A 26,334-nucleotide genomic window follows, 5' to 3' on the forward strand; every position below is an offset into this window, starting at 1 on the left:
GCGCGGGGGCGTCAGGCGATCAGTCCAGCAGCGAGATGGCGGTCGGCGCGTCGTTGCCGACCAGGGCGAGGTCTTCGAACTCGTTGACCGCGTTGATCTCGGTGCCCATGGAAATGTTGGTCACACGCTCGAGAATCACTTCGACCACCACCGGCACGCGGAACTCTTCGGCCATCTTCTGCGCCTTGAGCAGGGCAGGGGCGATGTCGGCCGGTTCGAACACGCGGATGGCCTTGCAGCCCAGGCCCTCGACCACGGCGACGTGGTCGACACCGTAGGTGGCGGCGTCGGTGGCGTTGATGTTCTCGAAGGCCAGTTGTACACAGTAATCCATGTCGAAACCACGCTGGGCCTGGCGGATCAGGCCGAGGTAGGCGTTGTTCACCAGCACGTGGACGTACGGCAGGTTGAACTGCGCGCCCACCGCCAGTTCTTCGATCATGAACTGGAAGTCGTAGTCACCGGACAGCGCGACGACCTTGCGCTTCGGATCGGCCTTGACCACACCGAGGGCGGCCGGGATGGTCCAGCCCAGCGGGCCGGCCTGGCCGCAGTTGATCCAATGACGTGGCTTGTACACGTGCAGGAACTGCGCGCCGGCGATCTGCGAGAGACCAATGGTGCTGACGTAGCAGGTGTCCTTGCCGAATACCTGGTTCATCTCTTCGTACACGCGCTGCGGCTTGACCGGCACGTTGTCGAAGTGGGTCTTGCGCTGCAGGGTGGCCTTGCGCTGCTGGCAGTCTTCCAGCCAGGCCTTGCGGCACTTGAGCTTGCCGGCGGCTTTCCACTCGCGGGCCACTTCCAGGAACACGTCCAGCGCCTTGCCGGCGTCGGAAACGATCCCCAGGTCCGGGGTGAACACGCGGCCGATCTGGGTCGGTTCGATGTCCACGTGGACGAACTTGCGGCCTTCGGTGTAGACGTCGACGGAGCCGGTATGGCGGTTGGCCCAGCGGTTGCCGATACCGAACACCAGGTCGGACTTGAGCAGGGTGGCGTTGCCGTAGCGGTGCGAGGTCTGCAGGCCGACCATGCCGACCATCAATTGGTGATCGTCCGGGATGGTGCCCCAGCCCATCAGGGTCGGCACAACTGGCACGCCGGTCAGCTCGGCGAACTCGACCAGCTTGTCGCTGGCGTCGGCGTTGATGATGCCGCCACCGGCCACCAGCAGCGGGCGCTCGGCGTCATTGAGCAGGGCCAGGGCCTTCTCGGCCTGTACGCGGCTGGCTTGTGGCTTGTGGACTGGCAGCGGCTCGTAGGCGTCGATGTCGAATTCGATTTCGGCCATCTGCACGTCGAACGGCAGGTCGATCAGCACCGGCCCCGGGCGGCCGGTGCGCATTTCATAGAAGGCCTTCTGGAAGGCATACGGCACCTGGCCCGGTTCCAGGACGGTGGTCGCCCACTTGGTCACCGGCTTGACGATGCTGGTGATGTCGACGGCCTGGAAGTCTTCCTTGTGCAGGCGGGCGCGCGGGGCCTGGCCAGTGATGCAGAGGATCGGGATGGAGTCGGCCGAGGCACTGTACAGGCCGGTGACCATGTCGGTGCCGGCAGGGCCGGAGGTGCCGATGCACACACCGATATTGCCCGGGTTGGCGCGGGTGTAGCCCTCGGCCATGTGCGAGGCACCTTCGACGTGGCGAGCGAGGACGTGATCGATGCCACCGACTTTCTTCAGGGCCGAGTACAGCGGGTTGATGGCAGCCCCCGGAATGCCGAACGCGGTATCTACACCTTCACGGCGCATGACCAGAACGGCTGCATCGATTGCTCTCATTTTGCTCATGGTTTGTGCCTCATCGATTTTGTAATTGTATACAACTTGTGTTGCGGCAGAGTGTATTCATGCTCGGCGCAAAAGGTCAATCCATTTTCGTCGGCGGCGTTGACTGAGCGGTCATTAGGCGATGAGGCGGCATTTCGTCGCACTTGGCAGGATTGAGTCAAATAATTGTATACAAAGCGTGTCTTCGTTGTGTTCTATTCTGTCTATTGGTTTTCAACTGCCCTCAGGGCTTCTCACAACAAGAAGAGGACCTTTCCATGAACGCAATGACCCTCAAAGACGCTGTCGGCGTGGTGAACGCCGCGCTGGCCGCGGGCCGCAAGATCAACGCCGCGCCGCTGACCGTGGCGGTGCTGGATGCCGGCGGGCACCTGCTGGCGCTGCAGCGCGAGGATGGCGCCACCCTGCTGCGTCCGCAGGTGGCCATCGGCAAGGCCTGGGGCGCGGTGGCCCTGGGCAAGGGCTCGCGCCTGCTGGCGCTGGATTCGCAGCAGCGGCCGGCGTTCTATGCCGCGCTGAACGGGCTGGGCGAGCGGCCGGTGGTGCCGGTGCCGGGTGGGGTGCTGATCCGTGATCGGGACGGCAAGGTGCTGGGGGCTGTCGGGATCAGCGGGGATACGTCGGATATCGACGAGCAGTGCGCGATCAGTGCGATCGAAGAGGTGGGGCTGACGGCGGATGCGGGGGTGGCGGCGTAAGGTTCAGTTTCTCTAGGGCCGCTGTGCGGCCCATCGCCGGCAAGCCGGCTCCCACAGGAATTGTGCAGGACCTGTGGGAGCCGGCTTACCGGCGATGGGCTGCGCAGCAGCCCCGTTGGCTCGGTCAGGCCGCCTCGGGCTCGCAGCCCTTCAACACCAGGCGGATGATGGTCTCCGCCGCCGCGTCATAGTCGCTGTCGGCCAGCTTGGCCTTGCCGGTCACCACGGCGATCTGCCAGTCGAAATCCGCGTAGGTCTGTGTCGCCGCCCAGATGCTGAACATCAGGTGGTGCGGGTCGACGTGGGCGATCTGGCCGCGTTCGATCCAGCGCTGGATGCACTCGATGTTGTGCCGGGCCTGCTCGTTGAGCTGCTCGACCTGGCGCGGCGACAGGTGCGGCGCGCCATGCATGATCTCGCTGGCGAACACCTTGGAGGCGTGGGGCAGGTCGCGGGAGATGCGGATCTTCGAGCGGATGTACGAGCTGAGCACCTCTTTCGGATCACCGTCGGCGTTGAACGGCGTCGAGGCCTGCATGATCGGCGCGATGATGCTCTCGAGCACCTCGCGGTAGAGGTTTTCCTTCGACTTGAAGTAGTAGTACACGTTCGGCTTGGGCAGGCCGGCCTTGGCCGCGATATCGCTGGTCTTGGTGGCGGCGAAGCCCTTGTCGGCGAATTCTTCACTGGCCGCGCGCAGGATCAGTTCCTTGTTGCGCTCGCGAATGGTGCTCATTGTCAGGGGTCTTCCTGTTGTCTGGCCCCCTGCAAACGGGGTCCGGCATGGTAGCACCCGCCCGGACGGGCGCTCAAGGCAGCGTCTTTGGGCTAGAATCCCGGCCATTCGAACCTACTGGAAACATTTTGACATGGCAGGAAGCAGCTTACTGGTATTGATCGACGACATCGCCACGGTACTCGACGATGTCTCGTTAATGACCAAGGTCGCGGCGAAGAAGACCGCAGGGGTGCTGGGCGACGACCTGGCGCTCAACGCCCAGCAGGTCACCGGCGTGCGCGCCGAGCGCGAGATCCCGGTGGTGTGGGCAGTGGCCAAGGGCTCGCTGGTGAACAAGGCGATCCTGGTGCCGGCGGCGCTGTTGATCAGTGCGTTCATTCCCTGGGCGGTGATTCCGCTGCTGATGGTCGGCGGCGCCTACCTGTGCTTCGAGGGTTTCGAGAAGCTGGCGCACAAGTTCCTGCACAGCAAGGCCGAGGACGAGGCGCAGCACGAGGCGCGCAAGGCGGCCGTTGCCGACGAGCAGGTCGACCTGGTGGCCTTTGAGAAGAGCAAGATCAAGGGCGCGGTGCGCACCGATTTCATCCTCTCCGCCGAGATCATCGCCATCACCCTGGGCACCGTGGCCGACGCGCCGCTGAGCCAGCAGATCATCGTGCTGTCGGGTATCGCGCTGGTCATGACCATTGGTGTCTATGGCCTGGTGGCGGGCATCGTCAAGCTCGACGACCTGGGGCTGTGGATGACGCAAAAGGCATCCAGCCTGGCCCAGGCGGTGGGTAACGGCATCCTGCGCGCAGCGCCGTACATGATGAAGAGCCTGTCGGTGATCGGCACCGCGGCGATGTTCCTGGTTGGCGGCGGCATCCTGGTGCACGGCATCGCGCCGCTGCATCATGCCATCGAGGCGTTCAGCGAAGGGCGTGGCGGGGCGTTGACCGGGGCGCTGCTCAATGGTGTGGCGGGGGTGATCGCCGGGGCGGTGGTGCTGGCGGTGGTGAGCGTCGTCGGCAAGCTGTGGCAGGCACTACGCCCTGCGCATTGAGTAGCGCAGGGGCGTGGGAGCGGGCTTGCCCCGCGATAGCGATCGCGGGCAAGCCCGCTCCCACGCCAGTTAGATCACCAGGGCCTGCCCGCAGGCAGGTTCCTCGAGGATCAGAAGTGCACTTTCACCAGGAAGCTCATGGTGTTCTGATCGGTGGTAAAGGCATCGCTGTCCTTGATGCCGTACTTGTTCTTCCAGTAGTCGTACTCGATACCCACGTACAACTGCTTCTCGCCCAGGTGCAGCGCCTTGCCCAGGTCGTACTTGACCTGCGGGTTGAAGTGCAGGTTCGCCTGGTAGGTGCCGCGACGGTTCTCGTCGTTGTCGACCACCCAGTCCATGAAACCGTCGATCAGGATGTCGGACGAGCCCACGGGGATGGTGTAGGACCAGACCGGGGTGATCTGCCAGACATTGTCGCCCGGACGGCTGCCGTCGGTGGTGCGCTGGTAGAAGTTCAGCTGGAAGTAGTCGAAGCCGGGGATGGCCAGGTCGAAGCCGGGGCCGATCAGGTAGGACTCGGTGTCACCCTCGCCGAACTCGTAGGTCATCGCCAGCAGCACGTCCTTCACCGGGCCGAACTCGAGCTTCTGGTCGAAGATCTTGCCGAACGACAGGCGTGGGCTGAACTCGCCGTAGTAGGTGTTGGGGCCATTGCTGGCGTCTTTCTTGCCCTGGTAGAAGATCTTGTCGAAGAAGAAGAAGTTGTCGCCGTACTTCCACGCATCGGCGTGCTCGAAGGTCACGGTCTGCTGGATCTCGGGGTTGACCTTGAAGTTCTTGCCCCACAGGTAGGTCAGGCTGTTGTTCTGCCATTGCAGCAGGTCGCCGGCTTGGCTGGCGCCGCAGGCCAGCAGGCCACCGGCGAGGATCAGGCTATTAACGGTACGCATTGCGAGTGTCGCTCCCTTGATTGGATCTGTTGTCAGCGCTCGGGCGCTGTTCTTGTCTTTTTGGTCAGCTTTTTTCAATTGGCCACAGCTGTTTGGCAAGAGCTGCGCCAACTTTTCCACGTTGGGCACAACCATCCTGCTCGACGTCTTTCTGAACGGATGAAATGGGTATTTCACGCTGGCAACACGTTGGCCAACCGCCCGGAAACATTGACTGAGCGGTCAGCAAACGCGGGCGGGATCCTTCCCGCCCCGATCGAGGGGGCGCGCAGATTACTCACTTGCGCGCCGGGCCTCAAGTGCTCCGTCCTGGAGCACGGTGGTGCAAATTTGGGCGTTCGGTCAGTTTTTCAGAAGTGCACCTTCACCAGGGCGCTGGCGACGCTCTGGTTGCTGTCCACGTTGCCATGGCTGTCGATGCCGTACTTGTCCTTCCAGTAGCTGTATTCGAAGCCGACGTAGAGCTGCTTGGCGCCCAGGTTCAGGGCCTTGCCCAGGTCGTACTTGACCTGCGGGTTGAACTGCAGGTTGGCGTGGTAGGTGCCGCGACGGGTCTGGTCGTTGTCGACCACCCAGTCGATGTAGCCGTCGATCAGGATGTCGGACTTGCCCACCGGGATGGTGTACGACCAGGCCGGGGTGATCTGCCAGACGTTGTCGCCGGGGCGGCTGCCTTCGGTGTTGCGCAGGTAGAAGTTCAGGGTGAAGTAGTTGAAGCCGGGCACGTTGAGGTCGAAGCCGGGGCCGATCAGGTAGGCCTCGTTGTCGCCCTCGCCACGTTCGTAGGTCATGGCCAGCAGCACGTCCTTGATCGGACCGAAGGCCAGGTTGCGCTCGAAGATCTTGCCGAATGACAGGCGCGGGCTGAACTCGCCGTAGTAGGTGGTCACGCCTTTGCCGGGGTCGGCCTTGCCGTTGTAGAAGATCTTGTCGACGAACAGGAAGGTGTCGCCGTACTTCCACTTGTTGGCATGTTCGAAGGTGATGGTCTGCTGGATGTCGGGGTTGACCTTGAAGTCCTTGCCGTACAGGTAGGACAGGCTTTCGCCGTGCCATTGCAGCCATTCGCCGGCGTGGGCGGGGAGGGTGGCCAGCAGGCTGCTGCCCAGCAGGACGGACGTGGTGATGCGCTTCATGTTGTGATTCCCGGACTTATTGTTTTTGTAAGGGCTTTTTCGGCGCGCAAGCGCCCCGGGCGGCCCATTCCGGCGGGCCGACGGTCCAGCGTTACCGCGTGGTTGGAACGGGGCGGCCGGTACGGCGCCGCCCCAGGTCACTCAATGCTGGTGACAGGCATCGTTGTGCGCGGCGCGGTCGGCGCCGCCGAGGATGTTGAACAGCAGGTTCAGCACCAGGGCGCTGAGGGTGGCCATGGCGATGCCGCTGTGGGTGATGGGCTCCATCCACTGTGGCATCTGTGCGAAGAACTCCGGCCGCACCACCGGGATCAGGCCGAAACCGACGCTGACCGCGACCAGCAGCTGGTTGCGCCGGTCGGAGATATCCGCTTCCTGGAGGATCTTGATCCCGGTGGCGGTGACCATGCCGAACATGGCGATGGACGCGCCGCCCAGTACCGCGGGCGGGATCGAGGCGATCAGGAAGGCCGCCTTGGGCAGCAGGCTGAGCAGGATCAGCAGGGCGCCGGCCATTACCGTGACGTAGCGGCAGCGAACCCCGGTCATCTGCACCAGGCCGATGTTCTGGGCGAACGAGGAGTGGGTGAAGGTGTTGAAGAAACCGGCGATGAACGACGCGCCGGCGTCGCACAGCAGGCCACGTCGCAGCATGCCCGGCGTGACTTCACGATCGGTCACCTTGCCCAGGGCGAGGAACATGCCCGTGGACTCGACGAAGATGATCACCACCACCAGGCACATCGACAGGATCGGCGCCAGGCTGAAGGTCGGCATGCCGAAGTGCAGGGGGGTGACCACCTGCAGCCACGGCGCCTCGCTCAGGCCCGACAGGTCGACCATGCCGATGGAGCCGGCGAGCACATAGCCCAGGCCCATGCCCACCAGTACCGAGACATTGACCCAGAAGCCGCGCATGAAGCGGTTGATCAGCAGGATCACCGCCAGCACCAGGCCGGCGACCATCAGGTAGATCGGCGCGCCGAAGGCTTCGGCCTCATGGCCACCGCCGGCCCAGTTGACCGCCACCGGGAACAGCGACAGGCCGATGGAGGTGATGACCGTGCCGGTCACCAGAGGCGGGAAGAAGCGCACGACCTTGGACATGAACGGCGCGATCAGCATGCCGAAGAACCCGGCGGCGATGGTCGCGCCGAAGATCCCCTGCAGGCCGACGCCGGGCATGCCGGCCATGGCCACCATGCTGCCGACCGCGGCGAAGCTGGCGCCCATCATGACGGGCATGCGGATGCCCACGGGGCCGATACCGAAGGATTGGATGATGGTGGCAACGCCGGCGACCAGCAGGTCGGCGTTGATCAGGAAGGCGACTTCTTCGCGGGACAGGCCCGCCGCCTGGCCGATGATCAGTGGCACCGCGATGGCGCCCCCGTACATCAGCAGAACGTGTTGCAGACCCACCAGGATCAGCTGGAACAAGGGCAGGGGCTGTCGTGGCGGCGCAACAGGGATGTACGCCTTGGGTGACTCGGACATGCAGCACCTCGAGTTTTGTTTTTATTCTCGGATCCAAGCGGGCGGCTTCACGTGGCAGGCTCCGGTGAAGGAGGCTGGGGACCCGCGTGAAGCCGAACGCTCGATGCTTGCTTGTTACGTAGAGCTTGGAAGCGAGGCCGGGAGTACCGGCCTCATCGCGGGGCAAGCCCGCTCCCACGCAGTCGTGGGGTGTCTCAGTTGACCTGCGCGCCTTTGGCGATCCAGTCGCCGACCAGCTTGCGCTCCTCGACGGTCATCTGGGTGATGTTGCCCAGCGGCATGATCTGGCTGGCGACAGCCTGCGCCTGGATGCGCGCGGCCTGGGCCTGGATCTGCTGCGGGGTGTCGAACATCACGCCGCCAGGTGCGGCGCTGAACAGCGGGCTGGTCGGCTTGGCCGAGTGGCACACGGTGCAGCGTTCCTGGATGACGGTGTGGATCTTGTCGAAGCTGCCGGTGGCCGCCTGGGCCGTGGCCTGGGCAGGTTCCGTGACCGGTGCCTGGGCAGGCTTGGCGGCCTCCTCGGCGCGCAGCTCGGCGGCGGTCTTGCCACCGACGGCCGTGGCTGGCAGCGGTTGGTACTCGACCTTGGCGGCGGCTTGCTCCGGGGCGGTCGGCAGCGGCTTGGGACCAGTCACGTAGGCCAGGCAGATCATCGCCAGGGCACCGACGGGCAGGGTCCAGGCGTACTTGTTGCTGTCGTGGCGGGTGTTGAAGTAGTGACGGATCAGCACCGCGGCCACCGCGATCCCGGCCAGGATCAGCCAGTTGTACTGGCTGCCGTAGGTGCTCGGGAAGTGGTTGCTGATCATGATGAACAGCACCGGCAGGGTGAAGTAGTTGTTGTGGCGCGAACGCAGCAGGCCCTTGGCCGGCAGTACCGGGTCGGGGGTCTGGTTGTTCTCGATCGCCGCCACCAGCTGGCGCTGGGCCGGCATGATGATGCGGAACACGTTGCCGACCATGATGGTGCCGATGATCGCGCCGGTGTGCAGGTAGGCACCACGGCCGCTGAACACCAGGCTGAAGCCCCAGCAGGCGGCGATGATCAGCACGAACAGCACGCCGCCCAGCAGGGCCGGTTGCTTGCCCAGGGGCGAGTCGCACAGGAAGTCGTAGATGAACCAGCCGGCAACCAGCGAACCGATACCGATGGCCACGCCTTCGGCACCGCTCAGGGTGCTGCCGGGCGCCAGCAGGTAGAGGCTCGGGTTCCAGTAGAACACCACGCACAGCAGGGCGATCCCGGACATCCAGGTGAAGTAGGCTTCCCATTTGAACCAGTGCAGGTTCTCGGGCATTTTCGGCGGCGCGAGCTTGTATTTCTCCAGGTGGTAGATACCACCGCCGTGGATGGCCCAGAGGTCACCCGACAACCCATCGCGCGGGTTGCTTCGGTTCAGGTGGTTCTCCAGCCAGACAAAGTAGAACGATGCACCGATCCAGGCGACACCGGTGATCATGTGAACCCAGCGAATGCTCAGGTTCAGCCATTCGTGAAGGTGTGCTTCCACAGTATGTACCTCTCGCCGGCCACCCTCAGGGCGGACCTTGGATGACCGACCTTTTCTTATTGGTGGGGATTGAGGATCAACATCTGTTCCTCGGGGAAGTAATGCTCATCGCAGTTGTTGCCGGAACCACTGCGATCAACCACCAGGAAGTCATCCCGCTTTTCGATCGTCAGCACCGGGTGGTGCCAGACGCCGCGATGGTAATTAACGCCCTGCCTGCCATTGCTGCGGAAGGCTCGGACCAAGCCTGATACAGGTGCATCGCCAACCGGCGCGACCACGATCAGAAAGGGGTTGCCGAGCAGCGGGATGAAAGCCTGGCTGCCCAGCGGATGGCGTTCCAGCATGCGTACGGTCAGCGGCATGTCCAGCGCGTCGGCGCGGAAGATGCTGATGATCGCCTTGTCCTCGGGCTCGGCGGTCTCGACCGTGGCGAGCTTGTGGAAGCGCATGGTCGAGCCATTGTTGATCATGAAGTGGTCGCTGCCGTCGGTTTCGATCACGTCACCGAAGGGGGCGAAGGCTTCTTTGCTCAGGGGCTCGATCATCAGGGTGCGCATGCGGGTCTCTCTTATATGTTCGTTGTACTGAAAAGTTCGGCTGTCGCTTACAGCTGCAGCAGGCGGAACAGGGCGATCAGGTTGATCTGCGCCAGGGCTTCCTTGAACTCGGCATCCTGCTCGTTGTGGATGCGCTTTTCGAAGGCGGCGAGGATCTGGTGCCGGTTGCTGCCCTTGACCGCCATGATGAACGGGAACTGGAACTTGGCCTTGTAGGCGTCGTTCAGCTCGGTGAAGCGGGCGAACTCCTCGGCGGTGCACTGGTGGATGCCGGCGCCGGCCTGTTCGTTGGTGCTCGACTCGGTCAGCTCGCCCTGGATGGCGGCCTTGCCGGCCAGGTCCGGGTGAGCGTTGATCAGTGCCAGTTGCTCGGCATGGCTGGCGCTGAGCAGGATGTCGCTCATGCGCTGATGCAGCGCCTCGATCTCGTCCAGCTCGGCCAGCTGGCCCAGGTCGTAGGCTTTCTCGGCGACCCACGGCGAGTGCTCGTAGATGTCGGCGAAGGCAGCGACGAAGGCGGCGCGCTCGAGGGTGGAAGGCTTGAGGGTCTTGAAGGCGGTCATCAGGCGTTCTCTTTCTTGTACGGGTGGGTGGCGTGCCAGTGGCGGGCGATGTCCGCGCGACGGGCGAACCAGACCTGCTCGTGGCTCTTGGCGTAGTCGACGAAGCGCTTGAGCGCGGCCAGGCGCGCCGGGCGGCCGACCAGGCGGCAGTGCAGGCCGATCGAGAGCATCTTCGGTGCCTCGGCGCCCTCGGCGTAGAGCACGTCGAAGGCGTCCTTCAGGTACTGGAAGAACTGCTCGCCGCAGTTGAAGCCCTGGACCTGGGTGAAGCGCATGTCGTTGGTGTCCAGGGTGTAGGGGATCACCAGGTGCGGCTTGTCGGTGGGGTTGTTCGGTTCCCAGTAGGGCAGGTCGTCGTCGTAGGTGTCGCTGTCGTAGAGGAAGCCGCCTTCCTCCATCACCAGGCGCCGGGTGTTCGGGCCGGTGCGGCCGGTGTACCAGCCCACGGGGCGCTCGCCGGTGATCTCGGTGAGGATGCGGATGGCCTCGAGCATGTGCTCGCGCTCTTGTGCTTCATCCATGTACTGGTAGTCGATCCAGCGGTAGCCGTGGCTGCAGATCTCGTGGCCGGCCTCGGCCATGGCGCGGATCACGTCGGGGTGGCGCTGGGCGGCCATGGCCACGGCGAAGATGGTCAGCGGCACGCCGCTGTCCTTGAACAGCTTGAGCAGGCGCCAGACGCCGGCGCGGCTGCCGTATTCGTAGAGCGACTCCATGCTCATGTTGCGCACGCCCTGCAGCGGCTGGGCGGCGACCATTTCGGAAAGGAACGCTTCGGACTCCTTGTCGCCGTGCAGGATGTTGCGCTCGCCACCTTCTTCGTAGTTGAGCACGAAGGACAGCGCAATGCGGGCATTCCCCGGCCATTGCGGATGAGGTGGGTTGTTGCCGTAACCGATCAGGTCGCGTGGGTAGTCAGCGCTCACTGCAGTCTTCCTTCTTGTTCGTTAATGCGGTGGGTGGGGCGGGCCGCGTCGGGATGTCGCACCACCGGATGGGCTGATTGTATACAACTTCTGAAATCTTTTGTAAGCCTGTTTTTCCGCATTTCTTCCCATTTGTCGCGTGAGAATGGCTTGCAAGAAACCTGCCCGATTGGTCAGTTAATGCTGTGGGGTGCGTGATGGCGCGTGTCTTTGCGACTGGCGGCCTGTTCTGTGGAGGTTGCGCGGGAGGGGATAAAAAATTGTGTACAATTTACCGTTAAACTGTCTTAATGGCGTCATTCCCGCACGCCGCAGGCCCCGTGCCCGGTGATTGCCGTGTATTTTTTGCCCACGCATACGACAAGAGGCGACAAGCAAATGGGACGTTTGACCACACACGTACTGGACGCCGCACATGGCTGCCCGGGCAGCTCGATCAAGGTCGAGCTGTACCGCGTCGAAGGCCAGCAGCTGGAACTGGTGAACACCGCCCTGACCAACAGCGATGGCCGCGTCGACGCGCCGTTGCTGCAGGGCGACGACTACCGCACCGGCGTCTATCAACTGCAGTTCAGCGCCGGTGACTACTACCGTGCCAAGGGCGTGAAGCTACCGGACACCGCGTTCCTCGACGTGGTCGTGCTGCGCTTCGGTATCGACGAGCAGCAGGAGCACTACCACGTGCCGCTGCTGATTTCGCCGTACAGCTATTCGACCTATCGTGGAAGCTAGTTGGTCGCTAGAAGAATCTTCGTAGGTCCTTGGCCCGCTCTCACACTGGCGGGCTTTTTTTCGTCTGTTGTTTTTACATCTCGGTCGCGGAGTGCCCTGCAGGAGATTGCCCAGCCGTTAGGGCTGCGCTGTCGGGCAGAGAACTGTCCCCCTGTGGGAGCGGCCTTGCGTCGCGAAAGGGCTGCGCAAGGCCGCTCCCACAGGGTCTAGCTAAATCAATAAATTACGATTCTTTCCTTGAGAGAGGCCTGCGCCGCGCAAGGTCGCTCAGGGGATCGTCATTAGCAGGCAAAAAGAAAGGGCGCCGAGGCGCCCTTGGTTGTTGCTGTGGGGTCAGAGGAATACAAACTTGGCAATGAAGATCAGGCACAGCACCCACAGGCTCGCCGAGATCTCCTTGTACTTGCCGGTCCCGGCCTTGAGCGCCACATAGCTGATGAAGCCCAGGGCAATGCCGTCCGCCACCGAGAAGGTCAGCGGCATCATGATCACCGTGACGATCGCTGGAATGCTGTCGGTGGCTTCGTCCCACTCGATATGCGCCATGCTGCCCATCATCAGCATCGCCACGTAGATCAGCGCGCCAGCGGTGGCATAGGCCGGGATCATCCCGGCCAGCGGGGCGAAGAACATCGCGGCAACGAACAGCAGGCCGACCACCACGGCCGTCAGGCCGGTACGCCCACCCGCCGCCACGCCCGCGGCACTTTCCACGTAGCTGGTCACCGGCGGCACGCCGACCACCGCGCCGAACACGCTGGAGGTACTGTCGGCCTTCAGCGCCCGCGACAGGTTCTCGATGCGCCCGTCCGGCGCCACCAGGTTGGCACGCTGGGCCACGCCCATCAGCGTGCCGGCGGTGTCGAACATGTGCACGAACAGGAATGCCAACACCACGCTGATCATGCTGACGTTGAACACCCCGGCCACGTCCATGGCCATCCAGGTCGGCGCCAGGCTCGGCGGCATCGACATCACCCCGCCGAACTTGACCAGGCCCAGGCCCCAGCCGGCCAGGGTGACGCCGATGATGCTGATCAGGATCGCACCGAACACCCGCTTGTAGCTGAGGATGGCGATCAACAGGAAGCACACGGCCGCCAGCAGCGGGCCGGGCTCATGCAGCGAGCCCAGCTTGACCAGGGTGGCCGGGCTGTCGACGATGATGCCGGCGGTCTTCAGGCCGATCAGCCCGAGGAACAATCCGACGCCGGCCCCCATGGCATGGCGCAGGCTTACCGGGATGCTGTTGAGCAGCCACTCGCGCACCCGCGAAACGGTCAGGAACATGAACAGCACGCCCGAGACGAATACCGCCCCCAGCGCCGTTTCCCAGTTGTAGCCCATGGTGCCGACCACGGTGTAGGTGAAGAAGGCGTTGAGCCCCATGCCCGGCGCCAGGCCCACCGGCCAGTTGGCATACAGGCCCATCAGCAGGCAACCCAGCGCGGCGGCGATGCAGGTGGCGACGAATGCCGCACCGTGGTCGATGCCGGCGTCGGCCATGATGTTGGGGTTGACGAAGATGATGTAGGCCATGGTGATGAAGGTGGTCACCCCGGCGATCAGTTCGGTCCTGACGGTAGTGCCGTGTCGCTTGAGTTTGAAAATCCGCTCCAGCCAGCCCGATTCGAGCGGTGGGGCGAGATCCAGCGTAGGTGCTTCGGATTTGCGGCTTTCCACAGCGAGTACTCCTCAAGTCTTTCTTGTTGTTCGAAGCCTGGTCCTGAGCCGATGCACTTGGGGGCTTCGCGAGGGAGGGTGTGGCAGACGTCCGACCATTTTGTTGACTTCTGGGTCAGGAAGTTGCTCGCAGGATTATGCTTTTGTGTACAAATAAAGCAAATAATGTTTTATCTTTTGTGCGTACAAACGGTCGTACAACGGCTATATAGGTAAAAGGCCACCTGCAGAAACGGGTCAGCCTGTGTACAATGGCGCCATACCTTGGCCCTTCATCTTCATTTCCGGACTTGCCATCCCCCCGTCGACGGGCATTACAGTCACGGTCCGACTGGCAGATCCCTTGTGCTCGAGCGCCCATGAACGAACAGCTGCAACCTCTGAAAAAACCTGTGCGCACTGGCAAGGCCGGTCGCAGTGGTACCCAGGACGACATCGTCTACGCGCACATCTTCGAGGCGATCCTCGAGCAGCGCCTGGCCCCGGGCACCAAGTTGAGCGAGGAAGCACTGGGCGAGATCTTCGGCGTCAGCCGCACCATCATCCGCCGCGCGCTGTCGCGCCTGGCCCATGAAAGCGTGGTGCTGCTGCGGCCGAACCGCGGCGCCGTGGTGGCCAGCCCGACGGTGGAAGAGGCGCGCCAGGTGTTCTTCTCCCGGCGCATGGTCGAGCGCGCCATCACCGAACTGGCCGTGCAGCACGCCACCGTCGAGCAGCTCAACGAACTGCGCCAGATGGTCCGCGAGGAGCGCGACAGCTTCTCCCGCGGCGACCGCGGCGCCGGTATCCGCCTGTCCGGCGAGTTCCACCTCAAGCTGGCCGAGGCCGCGGGCAACGCGCCGCTGGTGAGTTTCCAGCGCAGCCTGGTGTCGCAGACCTCGCTGATCATCGCCCAGTACGAGAGCGGCAACCGCTCGCACTGCTCGTACGACGAGCACATGCAACTGATCGACGCCATCGAGGCTCGTGACGCCGGGCAGGCGGTGAGCCTGATGATGCACCACATGGACCATATCGACAGCAAGCTCAACCTCGACGAGGAGAGCGCCTCGGACGATCTGCACGCGGTGTTCTCGCACCTGCTGAAAAAGCCCAAGGCCAGCGCCAAGGGTTGATCGTTTGCCTGTATGAACCAGGGGCCGCTTTGCGGCCCCTGGTCGTTTCTGGCCAGCGGCCAAAGCTCTGCTAGATTTCTCTTCAGCAAACCTTCATCGAGCAGTTGGGCTTGCGCAGTCGTTGCGTCCAATTACTTGAGGAATGCTCCATGAGTTCGTCCCTGGGTGTGCGCATGGGTGCCGAGTTGGTCGGCACGTTCTGGTTGGTCCTTGGCGGGTGCGGCAGCGCGGTGCTGGCCGCAAGCTCCCCGGTCGGCATCGGTGTCCTCGGTGTCGCCTTCGCCTTCGGCCTGACGGTCCTGACCATGGCCTTCGCCATCGGTCATATCTCCGGTTGCCATCTCAACCCCGCCGTGTCGTTCGGTCTGGTGGTGGGTGGACGCTTCCCAGCCAAGGAATTGCTGCCCTATGTGATCGCCCAGGTGATCGGCGCGATCCTCGCCGCGGCGGTGATCTACTTCATCGCCAGCGGCAAGGCCGGTTTCGAGTTGGCCAACGGCTTGGCCTCCAACGGCTACGGCGAGCACTCGCCCGGTGGCTACACCTTGGCGGCAGGCTTTACCAGCGAAGTGGTGATGACCGCGATGTTCCTGGTGATCATCATGGGCGCCACGGATGCCCGGGCGCCGGCGGGGTTCGCGCCGATCGCCATCGGCCTGGCGCTGACCTTGATTCACCTGATCTCGATCCCGGTAACCAATACTTCGGTGAATCCGGCGCGCAGCACGGGGCCGGCGTTGTTCGTCGGTGGCTGGGCCGTGCAGCAGCTATGGCTGTTCTGGGTGGCACCGCTGATCGGCGCGGCGATTGGCGGGGCTTTGTACCGCGGGTTGGCGAAGCAGCCCTAGCCGCCTATCGCGGGGCAAGCCCGCTCCCACGGGGCCCCGCGATCTTGTCAGCGCTGGTGCACGCAGCGCCCGGCGGCGTAGGTCTCGCGCACGGTGCGGTCGTCGCCCAGGGTGGTGAGCACGAACAAGGTCTCCTCGATGTTCTTCGACTGCTGCAGGCGGTAGTCCAGCAGTGGCGTGGCCTTGTAGTCGAGCACCACGAAATCGGCGTCATTGCCCGGGCGCAGGCTGCCGATGCGGTCGTCCAGGCGCAGGGCGCGGGCGCCGCCGAGGGTGGCCAGGTACAGCGACTTGTACGGGTGCAGGCGCGCGCCTTGCAGCTGCATCACCTTGTACGCCTCGTTCAGGGTGTTGAGCAGCGAGAAACTGGTGCCGGCGCCGACGTCGGTGCCCAGGCCCACGTTGACCTTGAAACGCTCGGCCTGGGGCAGGTTGAACAGGCCGCTGCCGAGGAACAGGTTGGAGGTCGGGCAGAAGGCGATGGCCGAGCCGGTCTCGGCCAGGCGCTGGCACTCGTTGTCGCACAGGTGCACGCCGTGGGCGAACACCGAGCGCTCGCCGAGCAGCTCGAAGTGGTCGTAGACGTCCAGGTAGCCTTTCTGCTCGGGGAACAGCGACTTGACCCAGTCGATTTCCTTGAGGTTCTCCGACAGGTGGGTGTGCATGTACACGCCCGGGTGCTCCTTGAGCAACTGGCCGGCCACGCTCAATTGCTCCGGCGTGCTGGTCGGCGCGAAGCGCGGGGTGACCGCATAGTGCAGGCGGCCCTTGCCGTGCCAGCGTTCGATCAGCGCCTTGCTGTCGCGGTAGCTGGATTCGGCGGTGTCGGTCAGATAGTCGGGGGCGTTGCGGTCCATCATCACCTTGCCGGCGATCATGCGCAGGTCAAGGCGCTCGGCCTCCTCGAACAGGGCGTTGACCGACTCCGGGTGCACGCTGCCGAACACCAGGGCGGTGGTGGTGCCGTTGCGCAGCAGTTCCTTGAGGAAGATCTTCGCCACCTGGTCGGCGTGGGCCTTGTCGGCGAACTGCTTCTCGCAGGGGAAGGTGTAGGTGTTCAGCCAGTCCAGCAGTTGCTCGCCGTAGGAGCCGATCATGCCGGTCTGCGGGAAGTGGATGTGGGTGTCGATGAAACCCGGGGTGATCAGGGCGTCCGGGTAGTGCTGCACCGGGATGTCGGCGTCGAGGGTCGGCAGCAGCTCGCTGGCATGGCCTAGGGCGCTGATGCGGCCGTTGTCGACCACCAGCAGGCCGTCTTCATAATATTCGCAGGACGCCTCCAGGCCGACCTCGGCGGGGTCGGCGATGCTGTGCAGGATGGCGGCTCGGTAGGCTTTGCGGGTTGCGCTCATGGGGCTCTCGTCAAAGTGTCTGGCTGCGTCGCGAGGACGGCAGCAACTGGGCGATGGGGCCTGAGTTGGCGGCAGCGTCGTGCTGGCCGAAGCAGGCGTTGTAGGTGGCAATGATCTCGGCGGCGATGGACACGGCGATCTCGATCGGCAGCTTGCCCTTGACCTCGGCCAGGCCCATCGGGCAGCGCATCCGCGCCATCAGCGCGTCGTCGAAACCGCGCTCGCGCAGGCGGTACTCGAACTTGACCCGCTTGGTCTTCGAACCGATCAGGCCGAACCAGGTGAAATCGTTGCGCTTGAGGATCGCGGCGGTCAGTTCCAGGTCCAGCTGGTGGTTGTGGGTCATGACGATGCAATAGCTGCCGGCGGGCAGGTCGGCGACTTCGTCGACCGGCTCTTCGCTGACGATCCGGCTCACCCCGTTGGGGATGACATCGGGGAACTCCTGCTCGCGCGAGTCGATCCAGCGCACCCGGCAGGGCAGCGCGGCGAGCAAGGGTACCAGAGCGCGGCCGACATGGCCCGCGCCGAACACGGCGATCTCGGCCTGCACGCCGGTCATCGGCTCGAACAGCAGCACGGTGGCGCCGCCGCAGCACTGGCCGAGGCTGGCGCCAAGGCTGAAGCGCTCCAGGTGCGGGGTGCTGCGGTGTTCCTCGAGCATCTGCCGGGCGATGTGCAGGGCCTTGAACTCCAGGTGGCCGCCGCCGATGGTGTCGTACAGCGCGCTGGCGCTGACCACCATTTTCGAGCCGGCATTGCGCGGCGTGGAGCCGCGTTCCTCGATGATGGTCACCAGGACGCAGGGTTCGCCGCGGGCTTGATGGTCGGCGAGGGCGTTGATCCATTGGTGCATGGTGTGAATCCTCGGCAAGTTCTGGCGTGGGAGCGGGCTTGTCCCGCGATGATTGTCGCCCCATCGCGGGGCAAGCCCGCTCCCACGGGGACTGTCACTGATGGAGGCTTTCCAGCTCCTGCTCCACAGGCTGTGTCGCAGCCACCGCCTTGCGCATCTGCTCGCACCCCCACAGCACCCGCTCAGGCGTCGACGGCGCGTCGATGTTCGGCTGCACGCGGTAGTCGGCGATGCTCGCCACCGCGTCCTTGATCGCGCACCAGGCGGCGATGCCGAGCATGAACGGCGGCTCGCCCACGGCCTTGGAATGGAACACCGTGTCCTCGGGGTTCTTGCGGTTCTCCACCAGCTTGACGCGCATGTCGATCGGCATGTCGGCCACCGCCGGGATCTTGTAGCTGGCCGGGCCGTTGGTCATCAACTTGCCCTTGGCGTTCCACACCAGTTCCTCGGTGGTCAGCCAGCCCATGCCCTGGACGAAGCCGCCCTCGACCTGGCCGATATCGATGGCCGGGTTCAGCGAGTCGCCGACGTCGTGCAGGATGTCGGCGCGCAGCATCTTGTACTCGCCGGTCAGGGTGTCGACGATCACCTCCACGCACGCCGCGCCGAAGGCGAAGTAGTAGAACGGCCGGCCGCGGGCCTGGGAGCGGTCGTAGAAGATCTTCGGCGTGCGGTAGAAACCGGTGGTCGACAGCGACACCTGGGCGAAGTAGGCCTGCTGCACCAGTTGCTCGAAGCTGACGATCTGGTCGCGCACGCGCACATGGCCGTTGCGGAACTCGACGTCTTCCTCGGTGACGTTGTAGTGCCGGGCAGCGAACTCGGTCAGGCGCTTCTTGAGTATCTCGGCGGCGTTCTGCGCCGCCTTGCCGTTCAGGTCGGCGCCGCTGGAAGCCGCGGTCGGCGAGGTGTTGGGTACCTTGTCGGTGTTGGTGGCGGTGATCTGGATACGGTTGAAGTCGACCTGGAACACCTGGGCCACCACCTGCGCGACCTTGGTGTTCAGGCCCTGGCCCATCTCGGTGCCGCCGTGGTTGAGGTGGATGCTGCCGTCGGTATAGATGTGGATCAAGGCACCGGCCTGGTTGAGGAAGGTGGCGGTGAACGAGATGCCGAATTTCACCGGGGTCAGCGCCAGGCCCTTTTTCAGTACCGGGCTGTTGGCGTTGAAGCGGCGGATCGATTCGCGGCGCTCGTGGTAGTCGCTGCTCGCCTCGATCTCGGCGGTCATCTCCTCGAGCATGTTGTGCTCGACGGTCTGGTAGTAGTGGGTGACGTTGCGCTCGGTCTTGCCGTAGTAGTTGGCCTTGCGCACCGCCAGCGGGTCCAGCGCCAGATGGCGGGCGATATGGTCCATCACCTGTTCGATGGCAACCATGCCTTGTGGGCCGCCAAAGCCGCGGTAGGCGGTGTTGGACGCGGTGTTGGTCTTGCAGCGGTGGCCGTGCACCGTGGCGTCGCCCAGGTAGTAGGCGTTGTCGGAGTGGAACATGGCGCGGTCGACGATCGAGCCGGACAGGTCGGGCGAGTAGCCGCAGTTGCCGGCCAGGTCGAAATTGATGCCGTGCAGGCGGCCGCTGTCGTCGAAGCCGACGTCGTACTCGACGTAGAACGGATGGCGCTTGCCGGTCATCATCATGTCTTCGACACGGGGCAGGCGCATCTTGGTCGGCTGGCCGGTCAGGCGTGCGATCACCGCGCACAGGCAGGCGGGGCTGGCGGCCTGGGTTTCCTTGCCGCCGAAGCCGCCACCCATGCGGCGCATGTCGACGACGATCTTGTGCATCGGCACGTCGAGCACCTCGGCGACCAGCTTCTGCACCTCGGTGGGGTTCTGCGTGGAGCAGTAGACGATCATGCCGCCGTCTTCGCTGGGCATCACCGAGCTGATCTGGGTCTCCAGGTAGAAGTGCTCCTGGCCGCCGATGTGCAGGCTGCCCTGGATACGGTGCGGGGCACTGGCCAGGGCCGCGTCCGAATCACCGCGCTTGTGGGTGTGGCTGTCGAGCACGAAGTGTTTCTTGCGCAGCGCCTCGACCACATCGAGCACCGGTTCCAGGTCTTCGTATTCGACGATCGCCGCCATCGCCGCACGGCGGGCGGTGTCCAGGTCACGGGCGGCCACGGCGAGCACCGGCTGGCCGAAGAACTCGACCTTGTCGATGGCCAGCAGCGGGTCGCCGGCCACCACCGGGCCGATGTCCTTGAGCCCCGGGATGTCCTCGTGGGTGATGGCGATGCGCACGCCTTCGAACTGGTAGCAGGGCGTGGTGTCGATGCGCAGGATGCGCGCGTGGGCACGGTCCGCGGTGCGCGCGTAGACGTGCAGCTGGTTGGGGAATTCCAGGCGGTCGTCGATGTACACCGCCTCGCCCGCCACGTGCTTGTCGGCGCTGTCGTGCTTGAGGCTGCGGCCGACCCCGGTGGTCAGGTCCTGGCTGAACAGTGCGGCCATCTCGGCCTGGCTCTTGACGGCGTGATGGTTAGACATAGGCGGTCACCCGGGTTTCGATGTGCGGCGTTTGCAGTTCGATGAAGTACTTGCGCAGCAGGTTCTGCGCGGTCAGCAGGCGGTACTCGCGGCTGGCGCGGAAGTCGCTGAGCGGGGTGAAGTCCTCGGCCAGGGCCTGGCAGGCGCGCTCGACGCTGGCCTGGTTCCACGGTTTGCCGCGCAACGCGGCCTCGCAGGCGCGGGCGCGTTTGGGGATCGCCGCCATGCCGCCGAAGGCGATGCGTACGCCGCTGACCACGCCGTTCTCGATGCTCAGGTTGAATGCCGCGCACACGGCGGAGATATCGTCGTCCAGGCGCTTGGACACTTTATAGGCGCGGAACGTCCAGTCGTTGCTGGCGCGTGGCACGATGATCTTCTCGATGAACTCGCTGTCCTGGCGCGCGGTGATGCGGTAGTCGATGAAGTAGTCTTCCAGGGCCAGGGTGCGCTGGCGCTCGCCCTGGCGCAGGACGATCTGCGCGTCCAGGGCGATCAGCAGGGGCGGCGAGTCGCCGATCGGCGAGGCGTTGCCGATGTTGCCGCCCAGGGTGCCCTGGTTGCGGATCTGCAGCGAGGCGAAGCGGTGCAGCAGGTCGCCGAAGTCGGGGTATTCCTCGTTGAGCGCGGTGTAGCAGTCGGTCAGCGGGGTGGCGGCGCCGATCTCCAGGTGGGTGGCGGTCTTGTCGATACGCTTGAGCTCGGCGACATGGCCGACGTAGATCATCACCGGCAGGGTGCGGTGGAACTGGGTGACCTCCAGCGCCAGGTCGGTGCCGCCGGCCAGCAGGCGCGCCTCGGGGTGCGAGCTGTACAGGTCGGCCAGGTCGGCCACGGTCAGCGGCACCAGGCAGCGCTTGTCGCCGCTGTTGAGCTCGCCGGTCTGCTGCGGGGCGATGGCCTTGAGGCGGGCGATGGTCTGCGCCTGCTGGGCGTCGAACTGGTCGCGACAGGGGCGGGCGCAGCTCTGCTCGGCGGCTTCGAGGATCGGCCGGTAGCCGGTGCAGCGGCACAGGTTGCCGGCCAGGGCCTCCTGGGCCTGGTGCAGGTCGTGGCCCTCGCTGTTCTTCTGCAGGGCGAACAGCGACATGACGAAACCGGGGGTGCAGAAGCCGCACTGCGAACCATGGCAGTCGGCCATGGCTTTCTGCACGCTGTGAAGTTCGCCCTGGTGCTTGAGGCCCTCGACGCTGATCAGCTGCTTGCCGTGCAGGGAGGACACGAACGTCAGGCACGAGTTGAGGCTGCGGTAGCGGATAGCGTCGCCGCCCTGGTCGTCCTCGACGAGTTCGCCGACGACCACGGTGCAGGCGCCGCAGTCGCCGCTGGCGCAGCCTTCCTTGGTGCCGGGTTTGCCCAGGTGCTCGCGCAGGTATTGCAGCACCGTCATGTTCGGGTCCAGGGCATGCTCGTTGCGCAGCTCCTGGTTGACGAGAAACTGGATCACGGGGGAGGGCCTCGCAATGGTTTTATTGTTGTTCGGGCGGACTCTAAGCAACGCTTGACCCTGAGGTCAATAATTTTCTGACTCAAAGGTCAAGATTTCGCCCAGAGGCCTTCCGAACCGCTTCATCGAGCCTTTCTCCAAGCATAGTTCGCGCCGAGTGGGAAAGTTGACCCGCCAGTCGCACAAAGCGCGTCGCGCCGCTGCGCGGGCACGGGACAAGTGCGCTACAATCGCGCCCTTGTGCACAGCTACCCAGATCGCGAAGGAAAACCATGACGTTCAAGGCGCCGGACAGCCTCTCCGAGCAAATTGCCCACTACCTGGCCGAGCGGATCATCCGCGGCGAACTCGCACCCGGCGAGCGCATCCAGGAGCAGAAGGTCACCCAGGCCCTCAACGTCAGCCGCGGCTCGGTGCGCGAGGCGCTGCTCATCCTCGAACGCCGTCACCTGGTGGCGATCCTGCCGCGCCGCGGCGCCCATGTGACCGAGCTGGACGAGAACAGCGTGCGCAGCCTGTGCACCCTGATGGGCGAGTTCTACATCCTGCTGGGCAACGCCGTTGCCCAGCATTGGCGCAGCGACAGCGACCTGCGCCCGTTCCTGGACATCCAGCAGCGCCTCAAGCAGGCCCACGCCGCCAAGGACATCAAGGCCTTCGTCGGCGACAGCTTCGCGGTGATGCGCGCCGCCTATCCGTTTGCCAACAACCCGTACCTGCAGGAAACCGTCGAGAACCTGCAGCCGGCCATGAGCCGCGCCTACTACCTGGCCCTGGACCAGCGCCAGGCCAACATGGTCGATTACCTCGAGCTGTTCGCCCGCCTGCTCGAAGCCGTGGTCGCCCGCGACCTGCCGCGCATCCGCGAGGTGCTCACCGCCTATTGCCAGCGCAGTTGCGAACTGGTGCTGGCGGCGCTGGCGCGGGTCTGACCGATGCGCCTGAAGTGCATCCGCCTGGCCGGGTTCAAGTCCTTCGTCGACCCGACCACGGTCAACTTCCCCAGCAACATGGCGGCCGTGGTCGGCCCCAATGGCTGCGGCAAGTCCAACATCATCGACGCGGTGCGCTGGGTGATGGGCGAAAGCTCGGCCAAGAACCTGCGCGGCGAGTCGATGACCGATGTCATCTTCAACGGCTCCACCAGCCGCAAGCCGGTCAGCCAGGCCAGCATCGAGCTGGTGTTCGACAACAGCGACAACTCGCTGGTCGGCGAGTATGCCGCCTACGCCGAGATCTCGATCCGTCGCAAGGTCACCCGCGACGGGCAGAATACTTATTACCTCAACGGCACCAAGTGCCGGCGCCGTGATATCACCGATATCTTCCTCGGCACGGGCCTGGGGCCTCGCAGCTACTCGATCATCGAGCAGGGCATGATCTCCAAGCTGATCGAGGCCAAGCCCGAGGAGCTGCGCAACTTCATCGAGGAGGCGGCAGGCATCTCCAAGTACAAGGAGCGCCGCCGCGAGACCGAGAACCGCATCCGCCGCACCCAGGAGAACCTGGCGCGCCTGACCGACCTGCGTGAAGAGCTGGAACGCCAGCTCGAGCGCCTGCACCGCCAGGCCCAGGCCGCCGAGAAGTACCGCGAGTACAAGGCCGAGGAGCGCCAGCTCAAGGCGCGCCTGGCGGCCCTGCGCTGGCGCGACCTGGACCAGCGGGTGCGCCAGCGCGAGACGGTCATCGGCGACCAGGAGATCGCCTTCGAGGCGCTGGTGGCCGAGCAGCGCAACGCCGATGCCAGCATCGAGCGCCTGCGCGACGGCCATCATGAGCTGTCCGAACGCTTCAACCAGGTGCAGGGCCGCTTCTATTCGGTGGCCGGCGATATCGCCCGGGTCGAGCAGAGCATCCAGCACGGCCAGCAGCGCCTGCGCCAGTTGCAGGACGACCTCAAGGAGGCCGAACGCAGCCGCCTGGAAACCGAATCGCACCTGGGGCACGACCGCACCTTGCTGGCGACCCTGGGTGAAGAGCTGGCGATGCTCGAACCCGAGCAGGAACTGACCCTGGCCGCGGCCGAGGAGGCCGCCGCGACCCTGGAGGAGGCCGAGCTGGGCATGCACGGCTGGCAGGAGCAGTGGGACAGCTTCAACACCCGCTCCGCCGAGCCGCGCCGCCAGGCCGAGGTGCAGCAGGCGCGCCTGGCTCAGCTGGAGGCCAGCCTGGAACGCCTGGCCGAGCGCCAGCGCAAGCTGGGTGAAGAGCGTGACCAGCTCGGCGAGGATACGCAGGATACCGAGACCAGCGACCTGGGCGAACAGCTGGCCGGCAGCGAGTTGCTGCTCGAAGACCTCCAGTTGCAGGAGCAACAGGTGGTCGAGCAGCTGGAAACGTTGCGCGAGCAGATGCAGCAGGCCAGCCAGGCGCAGCAACAGCAGCAGGGTGACCTGCAGCGCCTGGGCGGGCGCCTGGCGTCCCTCGAAGCCTTGCAGCAGGCCGCGCTGGAGCCGGGTGTCGGGGCCGCCGACTGGCTGCGCGCCCAGGGCCTGGAACAGCGCCCACGGCTGGCCGAGGGGCTGCGGGTCGAGCCCGGCTGGGAGCTGGCGGTGGAAACGGTGCTGGGCGCCGATCTGCAGGCGGTGCTGCTGGATGACTTCACCGGCCTGGAGTTCGCCGCGCTGGAGCAGGGCGAGCTGCGCCTGCTGATGGCGGGGGGAGAGGGCACGGCCGTCGCCGGCAGCCTGCTAGACAAAGTAGAAGGACGCGTCGACCTGTCGCCCTGGCTGGGCCAGGTCATGCCGGTGGACACCCTGGAGCAGGCCCTGGCCCGGCGGGCCTCGCTGGGCGCTGGGCAGAGTCTGGTCAGCCGCGACGGCTATTGGGTCGGGCGGCACTTCCTGCGGGTCAGCCGCGGTGGCGAGGCCCAAGGTGGCGTACTGGCCCGGGGCCAGGAGATCGAGCGGCTGGGGCAGGAGCAGCTGGAGCAGGAGGCCTTGCTCGAGCAACTCGACGAGCAGTTGCAACGCCTGCGCGAGCAGCAGCTTGACCTGGAAGAGCTGCGCGAGCAGTTGCGCCGTCGCAGCCAGGACGAAAGCCGTCAGCACGGCGAGCTCAAGGCGCGCCTGTCTGCCGGCCGCGCTCGTGCCGAACAGCTGGAGCTGCGCCGCCGCCGCCTGCAGGAAGAACTGGCCGAGCTGCAGGAGCAGCGCGCCCTGGAGCACGAGCAGTTGGGCGAGGCGCGCCTGTTGCTGCAGGAAGCCCTGGAACTGATGGCCCAGGACACCGAGCAGCGCGAGCTGCTGATGGCGCGCCGCGACACCCTGCGCGAAGGCCTCGACCGCATCCGCCAGGAAGCCCGCCAGCACAAGGACCACGCTCACCAGCTGGCCGTGCGCCTGGGCTCGCTGCGCGCCCAGCACGACTCGACGCGCCAGGCCCTCGAACGCCTGGAACAGCAGGCCGCGCGCCTGGGCGAGCGCCAGGAGCAGTTGAACCTGAACCTGGAGGAGGGCGAGGCGCCGCTGGAAGAATTGCGCCTCAAGCTCGAAGAGCTGCTGGAACGACGCATGAGCGTCGACGAGGAAATGCGCCAGGCGCGCCTGCACATGGACGAGGCCGACCGTGAGCTGCGCGATGCCGAACGGCGTCGCACCCAGGCCGAGCAGCAGTCGCAATTGCTGCGCGGCCAGCTGGAACAGCAGCGCCTGGAGTCCCAGGGCCTGGACGTGCGACGCAAGACCTTGCAGGAACAACTGCTCGCCGACGGCTACGATCTTCAGGGCGTGCTCGCCACGCTCGAGGCCGACGCCAGCGAGCAGGGCACCGAGCAGGCCCTGGAGCAGCTCGAGGCGCGCATCCAGCGCCTGGGCGCGATCAACCTGGCGGCCATCGAGGAATACGAACAGCAGTCCGAGCGCAAGCGTTACCTGGACGCCCAGGACGCCGACCTGGTCGAGGCGCTGGAGACCCTGGAAAACGTCATCCGCAAGATCGACAAGGAAACCCGCAACCGCTTCAAGGATACCTTTGATCAGATAAATGCCGGATTACAGGCACTTTTCCCAAAAGTTTTCGGTGGCGGCAGCGCTTATCTGGAACTGACGGGCGAAGATCTACTCGATACAGGGGTGACGATCATGGCGCGCCCGCCGGGCAAGAAGAACAGCACTATCCATCTGCTGTCCGGCGGCGAGAAGGCACTGACGGCCCTGGCCCTGGTGTTCGCCATCTTCAAGCTGAACCCGGCGCCGTTCTGCATGCTCGACGAGGTCGACGCGCCGCTGGACGACGCCAACGTAGGGCGCTATGCCCGTTTGGTGAAGGAAATGAGCGAGACCGTGCAGTTCATCTACATCACCCACAACAAGATCGCCATGGAAATGGCCGACCAGCTGATGGGGGTGACCATGCACGAGCCGGGCTGTTCACGTCTTGTAGCAGTTGATGTGGAAGAGGCGATGGCCATGGTCGATGCGTAAGGGGTAAAGAAAGGGTG

Annotated in this window: 21 protein-coding genes; 7 read left to right on the forward strand and 14 right to left on the reverse strand. The window is 64.9% G+C overall.

Features of this window, described 5'->3' with window-relative positions; translation table 11 throughout:
- Positions 1-19: 19 nt before the first annotated feature.
- Complete coding sequence (gene gcl / locus HU751_RS25735) at positions 20-1,795, reverse strand: glyoxylate carboligase (protein WP_186732910.1); 1,776 nt, start codon at positions 1,793-1,795, stop codon at positions 20-22.
- Between the two features lie 257 nt (positions 1,796-2,052).
- Here gcl and HU751_RS25740 point away from each other — a divergent pair, with 257 nt between their 5' ends.
- Positions 2,053-2,493 (forward strand): GlcG/HbpS family heme-binding protein, encoded by a 441-nt coding sequence (locus tag HU751_RS25740; RefSeq protein ID WP_186732909.1) that lies wholly within the window; start codon positions 2,053-2,055, stop codon positions 2,491-2,493.
- 124 nt (positions 2,494-2,617) lie between these two features.
- On the opposite strand, the gene HU751_RS25745 is transcribed toward HU751_RS25740, so the two are convergent.
- Positions 2,618-3,229, reverse strand: a complete 612-nt coding sequence (locus tag HU751_RS25745; RefSeq protein ID WP_102684647.1) for a TetR/AcrR family transcriptional regulator — start codon at positions 3,227-3,229, stop codon at positions 2,618-2,620.
- 133 nt (positions 3,230-3,362) lie between these two features.
- Here HU751_RS25745 and HU751_RS25750 point away from each other — a divergent pair, with 133 nt between their 5' ends.
- Positions 3,363-4,277, forward strand: coding sequence for a DUF808 domain-containing protein (locus HU751_RS25750; protein ID WP_186732908.1), 915 nt, complete (start codon positions 3,363-3,365; stop codon positions 4,275-4,277).
- Positions 4,278-4,387: 110 nt separating this feature from the next.
- Here HU751_RS25750 and HU751_RS25755 read toward each other — a convergent pair whose 3' ends face one another.
- The 7 genes from HU751_RS25755 to puuE all read right to left on the reverse strand — a co-directional run bounded on the left by HU751_RS25755 (position 4,388) and on the right by puuE (position 11,366).
- Complete coding sequence (locus tag HU751_RS25755) at positions 4,388-5,170, reverse strand: outer membrane protein OmpK (RefSeq protein WP_186732907.1); 783 nt, start codon at positions 5,168-5,170, stop codon at positions 4,388-4,390.
- A 350-nt stretch (positions 5,171-5,520) separates the two neighbouring features.
- Entirely contained in the window at positions 5,521-6,306 is a 786-nt protein-coding gene (locus HU751_RS25760) for an outer membrane protein OmpK (RefSeq protein WP_023629830.1), read from the reverse strand.
- 141 nt (positions 6,307-6,447) lie between these two features.
- Positions 6,448-7,803 (reverse strand): nucleobase:cation symporter-2 family protein, encoded by a 1,356-nt coding sequence (locus tag HU751_RS25765; protein WP_186600395.1) that lies wholly within the window; start codon positions 7,801-7,803, stop codon positions 6,448-6,450.
- 194 nt (positions 7,804-7,997) lie between these two features.
- Positions 7,998-9,317 (reverse strand): urate hydroxylase PuuD, encoded by a 1,320-nt coding sequence (locus HU751_RS25770; RefSeq protein WP_186732906.1) that lies wholly within the window; start codon positions 9,315-9,317, stop codon positions 7,998-8,000.
- 56 nt (positions 9,318-9,373) lie between these two features.
- Positions 9,374-9,877, reverse strand: a complete 504-nt coding sequence (locus HU751_RS25775) for an ureidoglycolate lyase (protein WP_050706598.1) — start codon at positions 9,875-9,877, stop codon at positions 9,374-9,376.
- Between the two features lie 47 nt (positions 9,878-9,924).
- Positions 9,925-10,440: a 2-oxo-4-hydroxy-4-carboxy-5-ureidoimidazoline decarboxylase gene (gene uraD, locus HU751_RS25780; protein WP_186732905.1), complete on the reverse strand. Its 516-nt coding sequence runs from the start codon at positions 10,438-10,440 to the stop codon at positions 9,925-9,927.
- A complete protein-coding gene (gene puuE, locus HU751_RS25785) occupies positions 10,440-11,366 on the reverse strand; it encodes an allantoinase PuuE (RefSeq protein ID WP_028692846.1) in 927 nt (308 codons plus the stop codon). The genes uraD and puuE overlap by 1 nt, the downstream gene beginning before the upstream one ends.
- Before the next feature lie 378 nt (positions 11,367-11,744).
- Between puuE and uraH the strand changes: the two genes are divergently transcribed.
- The gene (gene uraH / locus HU751_RS25790) at positions 11,745-12,098 is read left to right on the forward strand and encodes a hydroxyisourate hydrolase (protein WP_028692847.1); all 354 of its coding nucleotides are present in this window, start codon (positions 11,745-11,747) and stop codon (positions 12,096-12,098) included.
- A 333-nt stretch (positions 12,099-12,431) separates the two neighbouring features.
- Here the strand turns inward: uraH and HU751_RS25795 are convergent, their stop codons facing one another.
- Positions 12,432-13,781, reverse strand: coding sequence for a solute carrier family 23 protein (locus tag HU751_RS25795; protein ID WP_186715595.1), 1,350 nt, complete (start codon positions 13,779-13,781; stop codon positions 12,432-12,434).
- Between the two features lie 359 nt (positions 13,782-14,140).
- Between HU751_RS25795 and HU751_RS25800 the strand changes: the two genes are divergently transcribed.
- Both HU751_RS25800 and aqpZ read left to right on the forward strand, forming a co-directional pair.
- Positions 14,141-14,896: a GntR family transcriptional regulator gene (locus tag HU751_RS25800; protein WP_186732904.1), complete on the forward strand. Its 756-nt coding sequence runs from the start codon at positions 14,141-14,143 to the stop codon at positions 14,894-14,896.
- Positions 14,897-15,045: 149 nt separating this feature from the next.
- A complete protein-coding gene (aqpZ, locus tag HU751_RS25805; RefSeq protein WP_050706595.1) occupies positions 15,046-15,744 on the forward strand; it encodes an aquaporin Z in 699 nt (232 codons plus the stop codon).
- A 47-nt stretch (positions 15,745-15,791) separates the two neighbouring features.
- On the opposite strand, the gene guaD is transcribed toward aqpZ, so the two are convergent.
- From guaD to xdhA, 4 genes are all read right to left on the reverse strand, one after another.
- On the reverse strand, positions 15,792-17,096 hold the full coding sequence (gene guaD / locus HU751_RS25810; RefSeq protein ID WP_186732903.1) for a guanine deaminase: 1,305 nt from the start codon (positions 17,094-17,096) through the stop codon (positions 15,792-15,794).
- 10 nt (positions 17,097-17,106) lie between these two features.
- On the reverse strand, positions 17,107-17,952 hold the full coding sequence (xdhC, locus tag HU751_RS25815) for a xanthine dehydrogenase accessory protein XdhC (protein WP_186732902.1): 846 nt from the start codon (positions 17,950-17,952) through the stop codon (positions 17,107-17,109).
- Positions 17,953-18,046: 94 nt separating this feature from the next.
- Positions 18,047-20,446, reverse strand: a complete 2,400-nt coding sequence (gene xdhB, locus HU751_RS25820) for a xanthine dehydrogenase molybdopterin binding subunit (RefSeq protein WP_186732901.1) — start codon at positions 20,444-20,446, stop codon at positions 18,047-18,049.
- Positions 20,439-21,893, reverse strand: a complete 1,455-nt coding sequence (gene xdhA, locus HU751_RS25825; RefSeq protein WP_186732900.1) for a xanthine dehydrogenase small subunit — start codon at positions 21,891-21,893, stop codon at positions 20,439-20,441. Before xdhA ends, xdhB begins: the two co-directional genes overlap by 8 nt.
- Before the next feature lie 272 nt (positions 21,894-22,165).
- On the opposite strand from xdhA, the gene HU751_RS25830 reads away from it, so the two are divergent.
- Complete coding sequence (locus tag HU751_RS25830) at positions 22,166-22,825, forward strand: GntR family transcriptional regulator (RefSeq protein WP_050706590.1); 660 nt, start codon at positions 22,166-22,168, stop codon at positions 22,823-22,825.
- A gap of 3 nt (positions 22,826-22,828) precedes the next feature.
- On the forward strand, positions 22,829-26,317 hold the full coding sequence (gene smc, locus HU751_RS25835) for a chromosome segregation protein SMC (RefSeq protein WP_186732899.1): 3,489 nt from the start codon (positions 22,829-22,831) through the stop codon (positions 26,315-26,317).
- The last annotated feature ends 17 nt before the right edge of the window (positions 26,318-26,334 follow it).

Origin of the sequence: Pseudomonas peradeniyensis, assembly GCF_014268935.2 — a bacterium.
In the GTDB taxonomy this organism is placed as follows: Bacteria; Pseudomonadota; Gammaproteobacteria; order Pseudomonadales; family Pseudomonadaceae; genus Aquipseudomonas; species Aquipseudomonas peradeniyensis.